General features: G+C 41.7%; 13 protein-coding genes and 1 pseudogene. 11 read left to right on the forward strand and 3 right to left on the reverse strand.

Going from position 1 to position 19,503, the window contains the following annotated elements; all coding sequences use genetic code 11:
* Positions 1-62: 62 nt before the first annotated feature.
* The 3 genes from D0T85_RS04550 to D0T85_RS04560 are packed head-to-tail and all read right to left on the reverse strand — an operon-like array spanning position 63 to position 4,725.
* Positions 63-1,343: an MFS transporter gene (locus D0T85_RS04550; RefSeq protein WP_239060636.1), complete on the reverse strand. Its 1,281-nt coding sequence runs from the start codon at positions 1,341-1,343 to the stop codon at positions 63-65.
* Positions 1,336-3,453 (reverse strand): DUF4922 domain-containing protein, encoded by a 2,118-nt coding sequence (locus tag D0T85_RS04555; protein WP_163210673.1) that lies wholly within the window; start codon positions 3,451-3,453, stop codon positions 1,336-1,338. The genes D0T85_RS04550 and D0T85_RS04555 overlap by 8 nt, the downstream gene beginning before the upstream one ends.
* Entirely contained in the window at positions 3,454-4,725 is a 1,272-nt protein-coding gene (locus D0T85_RS04560) for a glycosyltransferase family A protein (protein ID WP_163210675.1), read from the reverse strand.
* Between the two features lie 609 nt (positions 4,726-5,334).
* Here D0T85_RS04560 and D0T85_RS04565 point away from each other — a divergent pair.
* The 11 genes and pseudogenes from D0T85_RS04565 to D0T85_RS04615 all read left to right on the forward strand — a co-directional run bounded on the left by D0T85_RS04565 (position 5,335) and on the right by D0T85_RS04615 (position 19,452).
* Positions 5,335-6,609: an AAA family ATPase gene (locus tag D0T85_RS04565; protein WP_163210677.1), complete on the forward strand. Its 1,275-nt coding sequence runs from the start codon at positions 5,335-5,337 to the stop codon at positions 6,607-6,609.
* On the forward strand, positions 6,609-7,277 hold the full coding sequence (locus D0T85_RS04570; protein ID WP_163210679.1) for a hypothetical protein: 669 nt from the start codon (positions 6,609-6,611) through the stop codon (positions 7,275-7,277). Before D0T85_RS04565 ends, D0T85_RS04570 begins: the two co-directional genes overlap by 1 nt.
* 540 nt (positions 7,278-7,817) lie before the next feature.
* On the forward strand, positions 7,818-8,285 hold the full coding sequence (gene rimP, locus D0T85_RS04575; RefSeq protein WP_163210681.1) for a ribosome assembly cofactor RimP: 468 nt from the start codon (positions 7,818-7,820) through the stop codon (positions 8,283-8,285).
* A gap of 4 nt (positions 8,286-8,289) precedes the next feature.
* A complete protein-coding gene (nusA, locus tag D0T85_RS04580) occupies positions 8,290-9,552 on the forward strand; it encodes a transcription termination factor NusA (protein ID WP_163210683.1) in 1,263 nt (420 codons plus the stop codon).
* Positions 9,553-9,701: 149 nt separating this feature from the next.
* Positions 9,702-12,743 carry a translation initiation factor IF-2 gene (gene infB / locus D0T85_RS04585; protein WP_163210685.1) on the forward strand — a complete coding sequence of 1,014 codons (3,042 nt, stop codon included), beginning with the start codon at positions 9,702-9,704 and terminating at the stop codon, positions 12,741-12,743.
* An 830-nt stretch (positions 12,744-13,573) separates the two neighbouring features.
* Entirely contained in the window at positions 13,574-14,077 is a 504-nt protein-coding gene (locus D0T85_RS04590; protein WP_163210687.1) for a CvpA family protein, read from the forward strand.
* A 3-nt stretch (positions 14,078-14,080) separates the two neighbouring features.
* Positions 14,081-15,532: a Fe-S cluster assembly protein SufB gene (gene sufB / locus D0T85_RS04595; protein ID WP_163210689.1), complete on the forward strand. Its 1,452-nt coding sequence runs from the start codon at positions 14,081-14,083 to the stop codon at positions 15,530-15,532.
* A 138-nt stretch (positions 15,533-15,670) separates the two neighbouring features.
* Complete coding sequence (sufC, locus tag D0T85_RS04600) at positions 15,671-16,426, forward strand: Fe-S cluster assembly ATPase SufC (RefSeq protein ID WP_163210691.1); 756 nt, start codon at positions 15,671-15,673, stop codon at positions 16,424-16,426.
* Between the two features lie 54 nt (positions 16,427-16,480).
* Positions 16,481-16,794: pseudogene (locus D0T85_RS04605) on the forward strand (GxxExxY protein).
* 66 nt (positions 16,795-16,860) lie between these two features.
* Positions 16,861-18,210: a Fe-S cluster assembly protein SufD gene (gene sufD, locus D0T85_RS04610; RefSeq protein ID WP_163210693.1), complete on the forward strand. Its 1,350-nt coding sequence runs from the start codon at positions 16,861-16,863 to the stop codon at positions 18,208-18,210.
* Between the two features lie 33 nt (positions 18,211-18,243).
* Positions 18,244-19,452 carry an aminotransferase class V-fold PLP-dependent enzyme gene (locus tag D0T85_RS04615; RefSeq protein WP_163210695.1) on the forward strand — a complete coding sequence of 403 codons (1,209 nt, stop codon included), beginning with the start codon at positions 18,244-18,246 and terminating at the stop codon, positions 19,450-19,452.
* Positions 19,453-19,503: the final 51 nt, after the last annotated feature.

Genomic DNA, 19,503 nt, shown 5'->3' on the forward strand with positions numbered 1-19,503 from the left:
TACCAAAGTGGTATACAAATATACCAAATATTTTAAGAATTCAAAAGAAGAGAATGATTTTATTACAACCCCCTCCTCACCATCACCGCAGCCACAATTCCCGGAATAGTACAAACACATACCCAGATAAAGAATCCGGTATAGCCAATAGCCTCTTGAATCCATCCGGCAGCCATGCCAGGAATCATCATGCCTAAAGCCATGAAACCTGTACCTATGGCATAATGGGCAGTACTGTGTTCGCCCTGTGCAGCATGAATCAGATACAAAGTAAAAGCAGTAAAGCCGAAACCATATCCTAGTTGCTCGATAGCCACACAGGTACCTGCTATCCATACACTATCTGGCTGAGCAATGGCCAGCCATATATACAACACATTGGGCAGATTGATGGCAATGGCCATAGGAATAATCCACCTTTTTAACCCATTGCGCGACACAACAATTCCGCCCAGAATACCTCCAACCAACAAGGCAATAACTCCAACAGTACCATATATAATTCCAACCGAAGCAGTATCAAGTGCCATTCCACCGGCGCTACGTTCATCAAGCAGGAAAGGAGAAGCTAGTTTAACGAGCTGCGATTCGCCAAGGCGATAAGTGAGAAGAAAAAAGAATATCAGGCCGATGTCTTTTTTCTGAAAGAACGAAACAAAGGTTGTGAGGAAATTATTCAGCAATTCGTTTGCTGTAGTGTCTTTTCGTGGGGCATCGGCCGATGGATGCGGCAAAATACGGTTGTGATACAGGGCTAATCCGATAAACAAAGCAGCCATCAGATAAAATATAATGCTCCATGCCAATGGAATATTCCCGGCAGTTGAATGGATGATTTTACCTTGCTCCATCAATCCCGCCAACAACACCAGTAATCCTTGCCCGAAAATCATGGCCAAACGGTAGAATGTGTTACGTATGCCCACAAAGAACGATTGATCGGCCTCTGATAATCCCAGAATATAAAAGCCATCGGCAGCAATATCGTGAGTGGCCGAACTGAAAGCCAATAGCCAGAAGAAAGCCATTGTGGCCTGCACAAAGAAAGTGGTGGGAATAAAGAAAGCCACTCCCGCAAGTCCTGCCGCAATAAGCGATTGCATGGCAATAATCCATGCCCGTTTGGTTTTAATCAAATCAACAAACGGACTCCACAATGGTTTAATAACCCAAGGTAAATAGAGCCAACTGGTATAGAATGTGATTTCGGCATTGCTCAACCCTAACCGTTTATACATAATCAAAGCGATGGTCATAACAGCTACATAAGGCAAACCTTCGGCAAAGTAGAGCGAGGGCACCCATGTCCACGGGCGATTAGGGTTGATAGCAGGCTTATTCATATACTTTTGTTATTTGTGTTTCGGGGTAGTAGTGCAGCAGGATTTGTTGATATGTGTATCCCTTTACAGCCATATTGGCTGCGCCTATCTGGCATAGGCCTACTCCATGGCCCCATCCGGCACCACGGAAAATAAAACCGGCCAGGGTTCCATCTTCATTATATGTATGCTCTACAACAAAAGCAGAGCTATATAAATGACTTGTAGAAAGCACTCTGCGTATTTCGAGTTCTTTACCAACAACCCATGTTTTTTGTGTTCCTTCAATACGCAGGCGATATATACGTCCGGATTTACCTCTGCTTAGTGGCGTGATTCCTTTTAACTCACCAAAATCGATACCTGTTTTGTTGCGTATAATCGAAGCGAGTTCGTCTACTTTATACGCTACAGTCCATCGGTAAAAGTCGGGAGTTTTTTGGTCGTAGCCTCTCATGGTAAGGGCAATGATGGCAGGATCTGTTACATTGCACCACGCCTCGGGGGTAGTGTTTACCCACTCTGCGGCTGTTTCTTCTTTACCGAAATCGGGGAGAGGGGCTTCGCTGGGCCAATCCCAACTGGCTATGGCGTATGTTTTAGGTTCGTCTTCCCAAGCATATTGATACTCTTCGATAATACCACCGCAACACTTGGAGTAGCGGGCATCAATAACGTTACCCGATTGATCTAACAAAACTTCTCCGTATGTTTCTTCAATGGCCTTTAGTGCGGCTGGGTTTGTAATCTTGGTTATTCCCTGATAGCGTTGGCAATGGTCGTCGGCACAAACATCGTATACGGTATGCCCGGAAGAGTCGTACCACACAAGTCCTTCCTTATCTGTTGTAACAGTACTTTTGGGAGATTGTATCTGATTTATCAGCCAGCTGCGCGATATTATGGCATGAGATTTCAACGATTCTAACGGAGCATTGGCACTCATCTCGGACGAGATTACACTTTTAAGATATTCTTCGATGGAAAGGGTATTAATACCCACAAGTTTATCGGCTTCTGTTATCACTTTCCACGATCCGCGAAACTGAAAGGTTTGCTTTTGCTCCCAATGGAATTTCTTGCCAATGGTTACATCGCGTACTTCTATCCATGCTGTGTTTTCGTCGACAGGGGTAAACAGCAATGTATCGTAGAGTGTATCTTCGTAGGCTATTTTTCCTTCTTTAAGGTGTACTATCTGTTCGCCTTCTACCTGCTTGTTATTAAACAGATATGGGGTATGAAGATAGAAACTTATTGTTTCCGATTCAATGATACCAACATTTACATGTTGCGGGTATATGGGCGAAATTACTTGCTGCATAATATTTTCTAGTTTGGGCGAATCCAGTTTATTGAAATCTTCTTCTCGTATGGTTACAATTACACCACCCATCTCTACTACTGCAGGACTTATTATCAGTTGATCTTCGCCTGTTGCATAATAGCAATCCGGACGGTGCGCTTTTCGTAAGATAATAACTATGTGCCAGGTATTATCTTCGTACCAAACAATGAGGTTATTCATTTGTTGCTGCTTGGTAGGGAGGGTGCTGAATAGGTGGTTAAACTTCTCTATCGCATTTTGGTGAGTAGTTGCTTGCAGGTGTTTTACTCCCCGCCCTCTCAAGGAGTCATTTTTTATATATTCAATAGGTAAGCTTCCTCTCTCTATTGCCTGAAAATGTGCATGCTGCGGAATAGATGCACCCGCTCCGGGACCGTTATAAAGAATAGTATATCCTTCCATCTCCCTTGCCAGATCAAGCATATCACCGAAGCGAACACCTATTTCCTGTGGAATATGCTGGTTTGCAATAATGGTAAAATGCCTGCGGAATATAGGATACGGATTAATCAGTATAGTATATCGTCCATGAAAGTCAAGGCTTTTTTGCTCTGGTGGCCGATTCATGGAACACAACGGACATACATTCTTATCAGCGGGTGTAGCATCTGGTGTAGCGGTGACCGAAATCTTCCGGAGTGGGTTAAATACTACTTTGGCTGTCCATTCACCAACATGTAAGGAACGTTCTTGCAACTTATCAAGATTATTAAAACGTTCGGCTACTTCGGGCCAACAATTTAGTTGATCGGTAAAGAACTGTTCGATGGTGTCTTTTATCATTTACAGCAAGCTTATATTGTGCGATGTACGGTCTAAAATCTCAAAGGTACGCAGTTCGTCTTTAAAGAAGTTTTGCTTTACCTTTTCGGCAGAGCCCGGTGCGGCATCAGAGTTATCCCGCCATCTGCGGCAATAATAAAGAGATTCGTAGATGCGTCCAATGGGGTACAACCTGCTGAACACCAATGCCAGTGCATAATCTTCGCCATAACTAACGTTGGGTGCAGGATGTTTTCTTAAAAGGGGCGTATAGAACGAACGGGGAGCACCAATCCCGTTAATTCGTAACAGGTTGTTACGTCCGTTCTCTTTTGTCCATTCACGGTGGTCAATTAATCCCGGAGGAATGGTGTTCAGGTGAAAATCTGTCAGTGTATACGATCCCACCAGCATTCCGCATTTCTCTGTATAGAAGGTATCGAGTATCTTTTGAATGGTGTTTGGGCTCGAATATACATCGTCGCTATCTAACTGAATACAAAATTTACCGCATTCGGAATGATTGGCTGCCAGGTTCCAGCATCCTCCTATCTGAAGATCTTTTGTTTCGGGTATTATATGAATCAACCGGTTATCGCCGGAGGCTATCCGGCTTATAATCTCTGTGGTTCCATCGGTTGAATGATTATCAACCACAATAACATTGTAGGGATTGTTGGTTTTCTGATTTAAAGCCGATTGCAAAGCATCGGCAATTGTTTCTTTCCGGTTCTTTACCGGGATAATAACAGATGCCTCGACCGGGAAATCTGAAAGAAATGTTACCGGAGCAGGGGTATCGGTAAGTAGTGCATTGGTTTTTTTAAGGTAACTGGAAAAAATCATTTCCATTTCAATCTGCACTTCTCTGTTGCGGGGGTCAACATAATCAAATTGACTATTGGCAGTTATTGTTGCATCTTCTTCCAGCGTAATAGGGATAGAATACACTATATGTTTATAACTTGCTTTCAACCATAATTCGTAAAAAGCGGCATACTTAGATGGTTGAAGCTCGGCGGCAATCTTTTGCAAAACGGATGTTTTAAATAACAATACCGGACCAAAATCGAAATCATCGCGAACACTACCACCCAGAAAATAGGGCCCGAAGAAACAAAATGCAACAGAGGGCTCGGATAGTTTTCGTAACGCTTTATTTATTGCCGACATGTTTTTAATAATGTCAATATTGCGGAGGCAAAGAGCAGTATAGGGCATTTGTAGGGTACATACTGCCTCTTTTAATTGGGCACTGCCAATAATGGTGTTAATCAGAACTGTTTCGAACATAAAATAATCTTGTATATAGCAAGAGGCAAATATACAAATACAAATAGATTTTCGGCATATTTTTTATCCAAAACAGTATATCAAATGTAAATAGGTTGATGATGTTTTGTATAACTACGGTATTTTTATTGTAGATGTGATGGTAAATAGCAATAGCTTGTTTTATTCGGATTGCGTTACATAATTAATACAATTTTATTGGTATAACATATTTTAAACACTTAAATCAGAATGAAAAGTAACAACAATATAGAATTAAAAGAAAATGGTAATACCATGGCAACAGAACAGAACAGAACATAACAGAACATAACAGAAGAAAAAGAATAAGAAAAAGAAACTGCTGCTGTTGAAGGTATCTTCTCGCTTTCATTCTTTCGCGCTTTCGCGCCTTCACACCTTCGTGCTATATAGCAGAGCTATTCCGGTCTATATAGCATTGGGTCTTCGGTCTATATAGCATTGGGCATCAGAGCTATATAGCATTGGTTCTTTGGTCTATATAGACAAATATTTTACTCGTGGTAGAATGGCAGGATGAAAATTATGGCTTGTTTTTTGTTGCTACCTGATAAAGTATTATATTTGTGCTTGGGTACTCTTACAAAAATGAAAAATATAAAGTTCAACATAAAAAAGCTTGGTGCAATACACAATTCAACACTTGAATTAAGTCCACTAATGGTTTTCTCCGGAGAATCCGGGCTTGGTAAAAGTTATGCGGCCTTCTTAGTGCATTATTTGTATATATTGCTACTGACAGACAGAATGCGTCATTTTTTCAAGAAAGAAGAAATCGACCTGAATTCACTTATACAAGGAAAAGGCGCTCATGATGTTATTCTAAAAATCCAGTCTTCTGTTTTTTTGGGATGGGTAAATAAAGATGCGATTTCGTACATTGGCTATCTCTTGGGCGATGAAAATTTAACCGGAGATGTAGAGATAGATATCCCTTTAGAAGATGAATTGATCTTCTTTTTTGATGTAGAAAAAGTAGGGATTGATAAAAAGGAAGAATGGTACTACAAATTTTCTTTAGAAAACCTGCCAGCCTCATACCGAATACCTGCCAACTCCGAAAATCTGAATGCAGATCCCTTAGTAGCACTCTTGGCCGCTAAGTTGTTAGGTGAAATATTTACGGAATCACTCTTAACAAGAACCTTTCTTATGCCACCCTCAAGAGGTTCGTTGGTAGAACTTAGTGATCGGCCTGCTTTTCGATCGGGCATGTACGATGAGTTTTTTGATAACAAGTTAGCATTAAACCGCTCATTAAAGGAAGCAACTCCCCCTTCGGAAACCATATTAAAATGCCTGAACGAAATAAATGGTGGCGAGCTTACCCGGATAGAAGGAAGAGAAATGTATCGGATAGAAGGAGAAGCTAATTTGGAAATACCTGTAACAGCCGCCGCATCGTCGATAAAAGAGTTAGCCCCACTAACGCTTTTCTTGAAAAAATACCCAGCTGACGAATCATCTATTTTGCTAGAAGAACCTGAAGCACACTTGCATCCTACCCGGCAAGTTAAAGTGGCCGATTTGGTTGGATGCGCCATTCAAGAAGGTTGCCACATGCAAATTACCACCCATAGCGATTATTTTCTCAGGAGGATAAACAACCTGATGATGGCTTTTCAATTAAAAAACAGAGATCCCGAACACTATAAACAGTTTAAAAGTAAATGGAATTTAGTGGATGAGTGCTTGATAGATCCGGCAAACGTAAATGCATATCTTTTCCAAAGACGCAAAGATGGAAGTACCGAGATTATTAAACAAGACATATCGAACGATGGTATTCCCTTCGACTCATTTTTTAATGTAATTGAAGAAGATATATTAACATCACGCGAACTAAGAAAAGCTCTTCAATAATGTCTGTATCTACCGATCTTAAAACGTTGTTTCCCAACTATGACATAAACTATCATATTGGGAAAACTACAATAAGCGAAAAAGGTATTCAAGCTAAAGTTAAAGAAATACATTGGGTTAATTCGGATTTTCATTACATAGACACAAGCATAGTAAAAGAATTTACGCAGTTCTTCCAAAAGTCGGGCACGCCACATATTTTTCATTTAGATTGCGATGGCATTATTCTTTTTGAAGAAAATGGCAAGAAGTATATTTTCATTTCCGAATTAAAATCCAGTTTCGACATGAGAGACTTATACTATGCCAAGGATCAAATAATATCTTCTTTCATAAAGATAAATATGATTCTGCATTTATTGCCCAATTACCGGAAAGAGGATTATGTTTTTAAAGGTTTTATAGCTTGCTTATCGCCTAATGCCGAATTTATACGCGAATTACACAAAGGATTATTTTTTAAGCGAGGCAACAGATTTAAAACAGAAGCAGAATTTGCAGATGAACTTTATCATGATAAAAGTATTAAGCTCAAAGCCTCGGAATGCGACCAATTACGAAATCTGCCTTTAGGAAACAACTGCTTATTTAACGAGTTAGAGTTTCATTACCTGGAAGTACCTTCAGGAAACAATTCTTATACGGTTGATGTTCTTCAATATATCTAAGCTACATTATCTCGTTTGGTTCAGTTAGAGGCTGAAATGAACCAAAAAGAGTTCACAAGCAATTACCCCCTTGGGGTAAAATTTGAATAACCCCCAGTGAAGCGAAGCGACTGGGGGTGGAGAATAGACTCAATCTCATCAACGCCGAAGGTGTTGAATCTCCAATTGAACCCTTATCGGGTTCCCATGCGAGTGAGTGATTTATCTACCCCCAGTCGCTTCGCTTCACTGGGGGTTATTCAAATTGAATCCCATAGGGATTCCCTGAGATGTATGTGCCATCCTACTTATACTGCACGACAAAAGCGAAGCCTCCGTGTTCAGCACAAGGAAAAGCTCCGTGTTTCTGTGACTCTGTGTTTTTATTCAATTCCAATCAGATTTAAACCAAATAGATGAAGTATAAATAATACAGGCTGCCTCCCCTTAAAATTTATTCTATTAATTTGTTCTTCAATATATTATTTATTATCTTTGCACCCGAAATGGATGAAGGTGGAGGGGCAATAAGCCTCTTTTTTTGTTCTTAACAGTTAGTAAATGATAGAAAAAAGCACAGTAACCAAGCTCGTCGAAGAGTGGCTCAATGGAAAAAACTATTTCTTAGTGGATGTAAGTGTTAGCCCTGACGACAAAATTGTTGTAGAGATTGACCACGCCGAAGGCGTATGGATTGAAGATTGTGTAGAACTAAGCCGCTACATCGAATCTAAATTAAACCGGGACGAAGAAGACTACGAACTGGAGGTTGGTTCGGCAGGAATCGGACAACCATTTAAAGTGTTGCAACAATACTACAACCATATTGATTGCGATGTAGAAGTGCTCACTAAAGCAGGAAGAAAACTAACTGGAGTTTTGAAAGACGTTAACGAAGATAACTTTGTTGTAGGAGTACAGAAGAAAATTAAAACCGAAGGCTCCAAGCGCCCACAACTCATAGAAGAAGACGAAACCTTTACCTATGACGATATAAAATACACTAAATATTTAATCAGCTTTAAATAAGATTATGGCCAAGAAAGAGGAAACTATCAGCTTGATAGATACATTTTCGGAATTCAAAGAATTAAAAAACATAGATAGAACCACAATGGTGAGCGTACTCGAAGAGTCGTTTCGTAGTGTGATCACTAAAATGTTTGGCACCGATGAAAACTTTGACGTTATTGTAAACCCGGATAAGGGTGACTTTGAAATATGGCGAAACCGTGAGGTTGTAGCAGATGAAGATCTTGAGAATCCGAACATGCAAATTTCACTCACCGAAGCCCAGAAAATTGATGCTGATTACGAAATTGGAGAGGAAGTTACCGACGAAGTACACTTTGCCAAATTTGGACGACGCGCCATATTAAACCTGCGTCAAACATTGGCCTCGAAAATATTGGAACTGGAAAAAGATAGTGTTTACAATAAATACATAGATAAAGTAGGTACCATCGTCAATGCCGAGGTATACCAGATATGGAAAAAAGAAATGCTACTGTTAGACGATGAAGGAAACGAACTATTATTGCCTAAAACAGAGCAAATCCCAACTGACTTTTACCGAAAAGGAGAAACAGCCCGTGCGGTGGTTGCACGCGTAGACAATAAAAACAATAATCCAAAAATTATCCTGTCGCGCACATCACCCGTATTCCTGCAACGCCTGTTCGAAATGGAAGTGCCCGAAATTAACGACGGTTTAATAACCATTCGTAAAATTGCCCGCATACCCGGAGAACGCGCTAAAATAGCAGTTGAATCTTACGACGACAGAATCGACCCTGTAGGAGCCTGCGTGGGAGTAAAAGGAAGCCGTATACACGGAATAGTTCGTGAACTACGCAATGAAAACATTGATGTTATTAACTTTACATCAAATATATCATTGTTTATTCAGCGTGCACTAAGTCCGGCCAAAATATCGTCTATTCGCTTAAACGAAGCCGAACATAAAGCCGAAGTGTTCCTGAAACCCGACGAAGTATCGCTGGCTATTGGTAAAGGCGGATTAAATATTAAGCTGGCCAGTATGCTAACCGAATACACCATCGATGTATTCCGCGAACTGGACGAAACAGCGGCAGGAGGAGAAGACATCTATTTGGATGAATTTAACGATGAAATAGATCAGTGGGTGATTGATGCTATCAAAGCTATTGGATTTGATACGGCAAAATCAGTATTAAACGCACCTCGCGAATTATTGATTGATAAGACCGACCTGGAAGAGGAAACCATTGACGAAGTATTGAATATATTAAGAGCTGAGTTTGAAGATGAATAATGTGCCAATGTGCTAATGTGAATAATATGCTAATATGCAAATGTGCCAATTAGAATTCACATTATACAGCGCAGCCAATTGGCACATAGGCAATTTTACATTAGCACATTAAACTCATATTAGCTCCATTAATCACATTAGAAAAAAGTATGACGATTAGGTTAAACAAAGTTACAAGAGATTTAAATGTAGGAATAGCGACGGTAGTTGAATTCTTGCAAAAGAAAGGATTTGCGATTGAAGCAAACCCCAATACAAAAATTACCGACGAACAATATGCGTTGCTAGTGAAAGAATTCAGTACTGACAAAAACCTCAGACTGGAATCGGAACGTTTCATTCAGGAACGCCAAAACAAAGACCGCAATAAAGCATCTGTAGCCATTGATGGTTACGAGCCCAAACCGGAAAAACCTAAAAAGGACGAAGTTATTAAAACTGTAGTACCCGAAGAGGCACGCCCGAAATTTAAGCAAGTTGGCAAAATAGATCTGGATCAGCTTAATAAGAAACCAGAAAAACCTGCTGTGGCCGAAGTTGAACCAAAATCGCAACCAGAACCGGAAACCAAACCAGAACCCGCAGCACCAGTAGCAGAAGAGAAGAAACCTGTGGAAAAACCAAAACCAGTTGTAGAAACCAAACCAGAACCTGTGGTTGTGGTTGAAGAACCGGTAAAGGAAGCAAAAGTAGAAGTAGCGCCACAGCCCAAAATAAAGAAAGAAAAACCGGCTAAAGAAGTTAAACCGGAAATTAAAGAAGAAGCACCAGAAATAGAAACCGTGGTTCAAAACGAAGAGAATTTAGGCACAGAGGTAGCAGAAGCTAATACCGACAGCGCAGAAGGAAATGAAAATGAGGTGTTTACGATTCGTAAAACAGAAATCGTATCCAAGATTAACATTGTTGGGCAAATAGACCTTGCCGCACTCAACCAGTCGACCCGTCCGAAAAAGAAAAGTAAGGAAGAAAAGCGTAAAGAACGTGAAGAGAAGGAAAAAATTCGTCAGGATCAAAAGAAACAGATGAAGGAAGCCATCATCAAGGAAATACGCAAAGAAGATCCGAACAAACCCAAAAACGGACCAAAGAACGAAGGAGAAGCGAAGAAAAAACGCAGTCGTATTAACAAAGAAAAGGTGGACATTACCAGCCCATCGAACTTTGCACGGCCTGTACCTAATAGTGAAAGAAGCAACAACAATAACAGACCGGGTGGTGGTAACAACAATAACAACCAACAACGCGGTAAAGGAAAAGACCGATTCAAAAAACCTGTTGTTAAACAAGAGGTTAGCGAAGAGGATGTAGCAAAACAAGTAAAAGAAACACTTGCACGCCTTACCTCTAAAGGTAAAACCAAGGCATCGAAATACCGTAAAGATAAGCGTAACACAGCCCGTCAGCAGCTAGAACTGGAAAATCAGGAGGCGGCAGACAACAGAACACTGAAAATTACAGAGTTCGTTACTGCAAATGAGTTGGCAAACATGATGGACATCTCCGTAAACCAGGTAATTGCAACCTGTATGAGTATCGGTATGATGGTATCAATCAACCAACGTCTGGATGCTGAAACAATCAATCTGGTAGCCGAAGAATTCGGATTCCAAACCGAATATGTAAGTGCCGAAGTTTCGCAAGCAATTGTTGAAGAAGAAGATGCTCCGGAAGATCTGGAACCACGCGCACCGATTGTTACTGTAATGGGTCACGTTGACCACGGTAAAACATCATTGCTCGACTATATACGTAAAGCAAATGTAATTGCCGGCGAGGCCGGAGGTATTACACAGCACATTGGTGCATACAATGTGAAGATGGAAGATGGCCGTCGAATTACCTTCCTCGATACTCCGGGTCACGAAGCGTTTACCGCCATGCGTGCACGTGGAGCCAAGGTAACGGATATCGCCATTATCATTGTTGCGGCCGACGATAACGTGATGCCTCAAACCAAAGAAGCCATCAACCATGCCGTAGCAGCAGGAGTTCCTATTGTATTTGCTATCAATAAGGTAGATAAGCCAACCGCTAATCCCGAAAAGATTAAAGAAGAACTGGCAGGAATGAACTTCCTTGTTGAAGAATGGGGAGGTAAATACCAATCGCAAGATATCTCAGCCAAACAAGGTTTGGGAGTAGCCGAACTAATGGAGAAAGTACTTCTTGAAGCCGAAATGCTTGAGCTGAAAGCTAATCCAAACCGTAACGCAACTGGTTCAATCATTGAATCGACCCTTGATAAAGGACGTGGATATGTGGCAACAGTACTGGTATCTAACGGTACACTTAAAATGGGCGATATCGTATTGGCTGGTACAAACTATGGTCGTGTAAAAGCTATGTTCAACGAACGTAACCAACGCATAACCAAAGCAGGTCCGTCGGAACCGGTATTAATCCTCGGTTTAAACGGTGCACCTACAGCCGGTGATACATTCCATGTAATTGATACCGAACAGGAAGCCCGCGAAATAACCAACAAGCGCGAACAGTTGCAACGCGAACAAGGACTACGTACACAGAAGATTCTTACGCTCGACGAACTTGGCCGTCGTATTGCACTTGGTAACTTTAAAGAACTTAACGTTATTGTGAAAGGTGACGTGGATGGTTCTATCGAAGCATTGAGCGACTCGTTAATCAAGCTGTCTACCGAGCAAATCCAGGTGAATGTAATCCACAAAGGTGTGGGACAGATTTCGGAATCGGACGTTACGCTGGCTGCTGCATCAGATGCCATCATCATTGGATTCCAGGTACGTCCTTCGGCTGCTGCCCGCAGATTTGCCGAACAGGAAGGTGTTGACGTTCGCTTGTACTCTGTAATCTACGCTGCTATCGAAGAGGTGAAAGCCGCTATGGAAGGTATGCTTGCTCCTGTGATTAAAGAAGAAATCACTGCTACTATCGAAGTACGCGAAGTATTCAACATCACAAAGGTTGGTACAGTTGCCGGAGCCATGGTGAAAGAAGGAAAGGTGAAACGTTCCGACAAAGCACGCCTCATTCGCGACGGTATCGTAATCTTTACCGGAAACATCAATGCACTGAAACGCTTTAAAGAGGATGTGAAAGAGGTTGCTACAAACTACGAATGTGGTATCAGCCTTGTAAACTATCACGATATTAAAGTAGGAGACGTAATAGAATCGTTTACAGAAGTTGAAGTAAAACAAACGTTATAAAAACTCACTACTCAAAACTCACTACTCAAAAAGGCGGATAATACGGTTTGTATTTCCGCCTTTTTTAATTTTGCCTTTTGGTTGTTTCTATTTTCCCATTGTTTGGCATCGCCCAATGTCATCAAGTTAAGAAATCCCGAAGGGATTGAATTTGAATAACCCCCAGTGAAGGGCTTCGCCCTTCACTGGGGGGATGCGTATCCCTATAACTCACAACGCCGAAGGTGTTGAACCCCCTTCGGGGTTCAGACTGTGTATGTATTGACTTGCCCCCAGTCGGGCTTCGCCCTTCACTGGGGGTTATTCAAATTCAATCCCTTCGGGATTCACCATGCGGATAGCATACAATGAATCCCTTAACTTGATGACATTGGCCAACGCCGGCGTTGCCTGGGGCTGAACTAACCTGCCACTTCGTGGCGAATGAGATCTTCCGAACATGACTGGGCGATGCCTGGGGCTGAATTAAGTCGGGCTTACAGCCCGTAGAACGCGGATTATGAACTGCCCTTATCAGGGCGCTAGGGCGTGGTCGCTGTTATTACTTTGGAGTAAGCAATTACCCCGAAGGGGTAAACTGTTGATAACCCCGGGTGAGCGAAGCGTAACCCGGGGTAGGCAAATACCACATTCTTAGAACCCCGAAGTGGGTTCAACCCCTCCGGGGTGATTGCTTATAAATCGTAACTTAAAGAGCGATCACTTTAACCTGCTACACTACTGCATAGAGGCCGTTGGGCTCCATATCTAAAACTCTGTGGTGAAATACGCTAATAAATTTCTTATAACTTTGTATCTTTGTAACCTTTAGCAGGTAATTAGCAACAACAATGACAACAATAGATTATATATTTCTGGGACTGATGGCAATTGGAGCCATATCCGGTTTTATGAAAGGTGCCCTCAAACAAATTGCTACTGTATTTGGATTGATAGCCGGGTTATTCATAGCAAAAGCCCTGTATGTACCTCTTGCGGTAAAACTATCGCCTGCCATTACCGACTCTATGACGGTTGCCCAGATAATAGCTTTTATTGCCATCTGGATTCTTGTTCCGCTGGTATGTACACTTATAGCCTCTGTTTTATCACGTTTCCTCAGTGCTATGGCTTTAGGATGGGTAAACAGACTATTGGGCTTAGTATTAGGAGTTGTACTCACAACATTGGTGATAAGTGTTGTGCTCAATGTACTGAGTTTTATCGATTCCGACAATCTGCTTATCAGTAAAACAACCCAAGATACTTCAATGTTATATTATCATATACACGACCTGATTAGCCGACTGTTCCCAGTTGCTCAGGAAATAGCAAAACCATTAATAACAACTTGATTTATGCAACAGGAAGAACCCAATAAATATGTCAAGGAATTCACCCAGGAGAAGTACAAGTACGGTTTTACTACCGATGTACAGACCGAAATCATTGAGAAAGGACTCAGTGAGGATGTGGTTAGAATCATTTCGGCCAAAAAGAATGAACCGGAGTGGATGCTCGAATTCCGTTTAAAAGCCTACAAACATTGGCTTACTATGGAGATGCCTACATGGCCACATTTACGCATTCCCGAAATAGATTATCAAGCCATATCTTATTATGCTGCACCCAAAGCCAAAGAAGGTCCTAAAAGTCTGGACGAAGTAGACCCCGAACTTATTAAAACCTTCAATAAACTGGGCATCCCCCTCGAAGAGCAAATGGCACTTAGCGGAATGGCTGTTGATGCAGTAATGGACTCCGTATCGGTGAAAACTACCTTCAAAGAAACATTGATGGAGAAAGGAATTATCTTCTGTTCCTTCAGCGAAGCCGTTCAGGAGCACCCTGATCTTGTAAAAGAGTATATGGGATCGGTGGTTGGCTACCGCGATAATTTCTTTGCTGCATTAAACTCGGCTGTATTCTCCGACGGTTCTTTTGTATATATACCCAAAGGCGTGCGTTGTCCGATGGAACTTTCTACATACTTCCGTATCAATGCCCGGAACACCGGTCAGTTTGAGCGTACATTGATTATTGCCGAAGACGATTCGTATGTTTCGTATCTTGAAGGTTGTACAGCCCCAATGCGCGATGAGAACCAACTGCATGCCGCTATTGTAGAGATCATTGTGCACGACCGTGCAGAAGTGAAATACAGCACCGTGCAAAACTGGTATCCCGGTGATGCCGAAGGAAAGGGAGGTGTTTATAACTTCGTTACCAAACGTGGCATCTGCAAGGGCATAGATAGTAAACTTTCGTGGACACAGGTAGAAACCGGAAGTGCTATTACCTGGAAATACCCGTCGACTATACTTGCCGGTGATAACTCTATTGGTGAGTTTTACAGTGTGGCTGTAACTAACAACCATCAGCAGGCCGATACCGGAACCAAGATGATTCACTTGGGAAAGAACACCCGCAGCACAATAGTAAGCAAAGGTATATCGGCAGGCAAGAGCGAAAACTCCTACCGCGGACTTGTTCGTGTTGCTCAAAAGGCAGATGGTGCCCGTAATTACAGCCAGTGCGATTCTTTATTGCTGGGCGATAAATGTGGAGCTCACACATTTCCTTATATGGATGTGCACAACGAAACTGCCATTATTGAGCACGAGGCTACTACCAGCAAAATCAGCGAGGACCAGATATTCTACTGCAACCAACGTGGCATAAATACCGAAGATGCAATAGGCCTTATTGTTAACGGATATGCAAAGGAGGTTTTAAATAAGCTCCCCATGGAGTTTGCGGTAGAGGCACAGAAGCTGTTAAGCATATCACTGGAAGGAAGCGTGGGATAATTTAAGTTTTTAAGTTTTTAAGTTTTTAAGTTTTTGAGTTTTAGGACTTACAAAGCCTCAAAAACTAAAAAACTAACAAACTTAAAAACTCAAAAACTTAAAAACTCAAAAACTCAAAAACTCAAAAACTATAATATCATGTTATTAGAAATAAAAGACTTGCACGCAAGTATCAACGGAAAAGAGATATTAAAAGGAATCAATCTGGAAGTTAACCCGGGCGAGGTTCATGCTATAATGGGACCTAATGGTTCAGGAAAAAGTACATTAAGTAGTGTATTGGTAGGTAATCCTGCTTTCGAAGTAACCAAAGGCAGCATTACTTATCAGGGTAAGAATTTGCTCGATATGAGTCCGGAGGATAGAAGCCACGAAGGCATCTTCCTTTCTTTCCAGTATCCGGTAGAGATTCCGGGTGTTAGCATGGTTAACTTTATGCGTGCTGCAGTAAATGAGCAACGCAAATACAAAGGGTTAGCACCTCTCTCTGCAAGCGAGTTTTTAAAACTTATGCGCGAGAAACGTTCTATAGTAGAACTGGATAATAAGCTGGCCAACCGTAGTGTGAACGAAGGATTCAGCGGTGGTGAAAAGAAACGTAACGAGATATTCCAAATGGCTATGCTCGAACCTCAATTAAGTATCCTCGACGAAACAGACTCCGGCTTGGATATTGATGCGCTTCGCATCGTGGCCGAAGGGGTGAATAAACTTAAAACTTCGGAAACAAGTTATATCGTTATTACGCACTACCAGCGTTTACTGGATTACATTAAACCGGATATTGTACATGTGCTCTATAAAGGCCGCATTGTTAAAACTGCCGGACCCGAACTGGCTTTGGAACTGGAAAAACGTGGATACGACTGGATTAAGGAGGAAATAGGAGAATAATTAGACACGGATGACGCGGATTACACGGATTTTAAAACACGGATTTAATATATTATGATACATGAAGAATTAACAGGAAAGATAATTGCTGCTTTTTATGAGGTATATAATACTCTAGGGCATGGATTTTTAGAACAAGTGTATCAAAATTCTTTTTATAAAGAATTAAAAAGATTGGGGTTAAAGTGTGAGCCACAAAAAGAAATAAAGCAGTAAAACAGTTATTACCTGAGCATGAATGTCAATTGGTTAATTACCTTAAAGCAACGAATCTGGAAGTTGGTTTACTATTCAATTTTGGTTCTGTCCCCCAAGTGAAACGTAGAATACTCACCGAAGGTTATTATGATGAAATTGATGAAGAATAATAAATTAAATCCGTGTTTTAAAATCCGTGTAATCCGCGTAATCCGTGTCTAAAAAAGAATAAAGTTATGAAATTAGAACAACAATATATAGACCTTTACTACGAAGCAGAAGAATTGCTACGCGCAAAAAGCACCCGCCAATTCAACGCGTACCGTAGTAAAGCCATTGCCGATTTCCGTGAGCAAGGTTTTCCAACACGGAAGCAAGAGAACTATAAGTACACCAATATCAGCCAGTACTTTGAAACCGATTACGGATTAAACCTCAACCGTTTGAATATACCCGTAAATCCGTACGAAGTATTTAAGTGCGATGTACCCAATATGAGTACATCCCTGTATTTTGTTGTAAACGATATGTTCTATAACAAAGCATTACCTACATACAATCTACCTAAAGGAGTTATCTTTTGTGGCTTAAACGAAGCTTATGAAAAATACCCTCATTTGGTAGAACCATATTACTGCAAACTGGCCGATACAGCCACCGATGGAATAACCGCCTTTAATACCGCTTTTGCGCAAGATGGGGTATTCTTTTATGTTCCGGAAGGTGTGGTAGTAGAAAAGCCCATTCAGTTGGTAAATATTCTTCGGGCCGATGTAAACTTCATGGTTAACCGCCGGATGCTCATTGTTATCGAAGACGGTGCACAAGCCAAATTGCTTGTTTGCGATCATGCCATGGACGACAAAGACTTTCTTGCTACTCAGGTAACCGAAGTATTTGTTGGGAAGAATGCCACTCTCGACATATACGAACTTGAAGAAACGCATACCCGGACAGTACGCATCAGCAACCTTTATGCCAAGCAAGAGGCATCCAGCAACCTGCTTTTAAACGAAATAACCCTTCATAACGGGGTTACCCGTAATACAACCGAAGTTTCTCTGGTAGGCGAAGGAGCCGAAACTTATCTCTGCGGAATGGCCATAGCCGACAAGAAACAACATGTAGATAATAATACATCTATCAAACATATAGCACCCAACTGCAACAGCAAAGAGCTATACAAGTATGTGCTCGATAATCAAGCTGTTGGTGCCTTTGCCGGAATGGTGCTTGTTTGTCCCGGTGCTCAGCACACAAACTCACAAATGACCAACCGCAACCTCTGCGCAACCCGCGAGGCTCGTATGTACACTCAACCTCAGCTGGAAATCTATGCCGATGATGTGAAGTGCGGACATGGGTCTACTGTAGGGCAACTGGACGAGAATGCACTCTTCTATATGCGTGCAAGAGGAATACCCGAAAAAGAAGCCCGCTTACTGTTAATGTTTGCCTTTGTAAACGAAGTGGTAGATACCATCAGACTTGATGCACTGAAAGACAGACTGCACCACCTTGTCGAAAAACGTTTCCGTGGTGACTTGGCGCGCTGTCAAGGGTGTTCTATATGCAAGGAACTATAGATTTCAATCGTAAATCGTCTAATCGTAAATAAAATGATAGATAAAATAAGAGCCGATTTCCCTATACTGCAACGTGAAGTATATGGTAAGCCATTGATATACCTTGATAACTCGGCAACTACCCAGAAACCACGTGTGGTGGTTGATGCCATAGTAGATGAATACTACTCAGTAAACGCCAACGTACACCGGGGAGTACATTTTCTGTCTCAACAGGCAACTAACTTGCACGAGGGAGCACGCAAAACCGTACAGAAGTTTATCAACGCTGCCAGTACCAACGAAATTGTGTTTACCCGCGGCACAACAGAATCTATAAACCTTCTGGCTTTCTCCTTTGGCGAAGAGTTCATGAAGGAAGGAGATGAAATTATCATCTCCACCATGGAGCATCACAGCAATATAGTACCCTGGCAACTGCTTGCTGCCCGTAAAGGAATTGCCATAAAAGTTATTCCCATAAACGATAAAGGCGAGTTGCTGATTGATGAGTACAGGAAACTATTTTCGGAACGTACAAAGCTGGTAAGTGTTGCCCACGTATCGAACGTACTGGGAACCATCAATCCGGTAAAAGAAATAATAGACATTGCTCACACCAATGATGTTCCTGTATTGATTGATGGTGCTCAATCGGTACCTCATATCCCTGTAGATGTTCAGGCACTTGATGCCGACTTCTATGCTTTCTCCAGCCATAAGATATACGGTCCTACGGGAATAGGAGTGTTATACGGTAAAGAGAAATGGCTCGATGCAATCCCCCCTTATCAGGGTGGAGGAGAGATGATACAGCATGTTAGCTTTGAACGTACCACCTTTAACGAACTTCCTTTTAAGTTCGAAGCCGGCACACCCGATTATATTGGTACTACCGGTTTGGCAATTGCACTGGATTATGTTTCGGCAATCGGCCTCGAAAACATTGCTGCCTACGAGCATGAATTAACCAGGTATGCCACTCAAAGGCTAAAAGAGATTGAGGGCTTACGTATCTATGGCGAAGCCGATAATAAAAGCAGTGTAATATCTTTCCTGGTAGGAGATATTCACCACTTCGACCTTGGCACATTGCTCGATCGGTTAGGAATTGCTGTCCGCACCGGGCATCATTGTGCCCAACCACTAATGCAACGGCTAGGAATTGAAGGAACAGTACGTGCATCGCTGGCAATGTACAACACAAAAGAGGAAGTGGATGCATTGGTTGAGGGAATAAAAAGGGTGGCGAAGATGTTTTAGCATATCCGATGGATCAATATGAGTATTAAGACATTACTGTGACATTTTTTT

Source organism: Bacteroides sp. 519 (assembly GCF_010500955.1).
GTDB lineage: Bacteria > Bacteroidota > Bacteroidia > Bacteroidales > Bacteroidaceae > Bacteroides.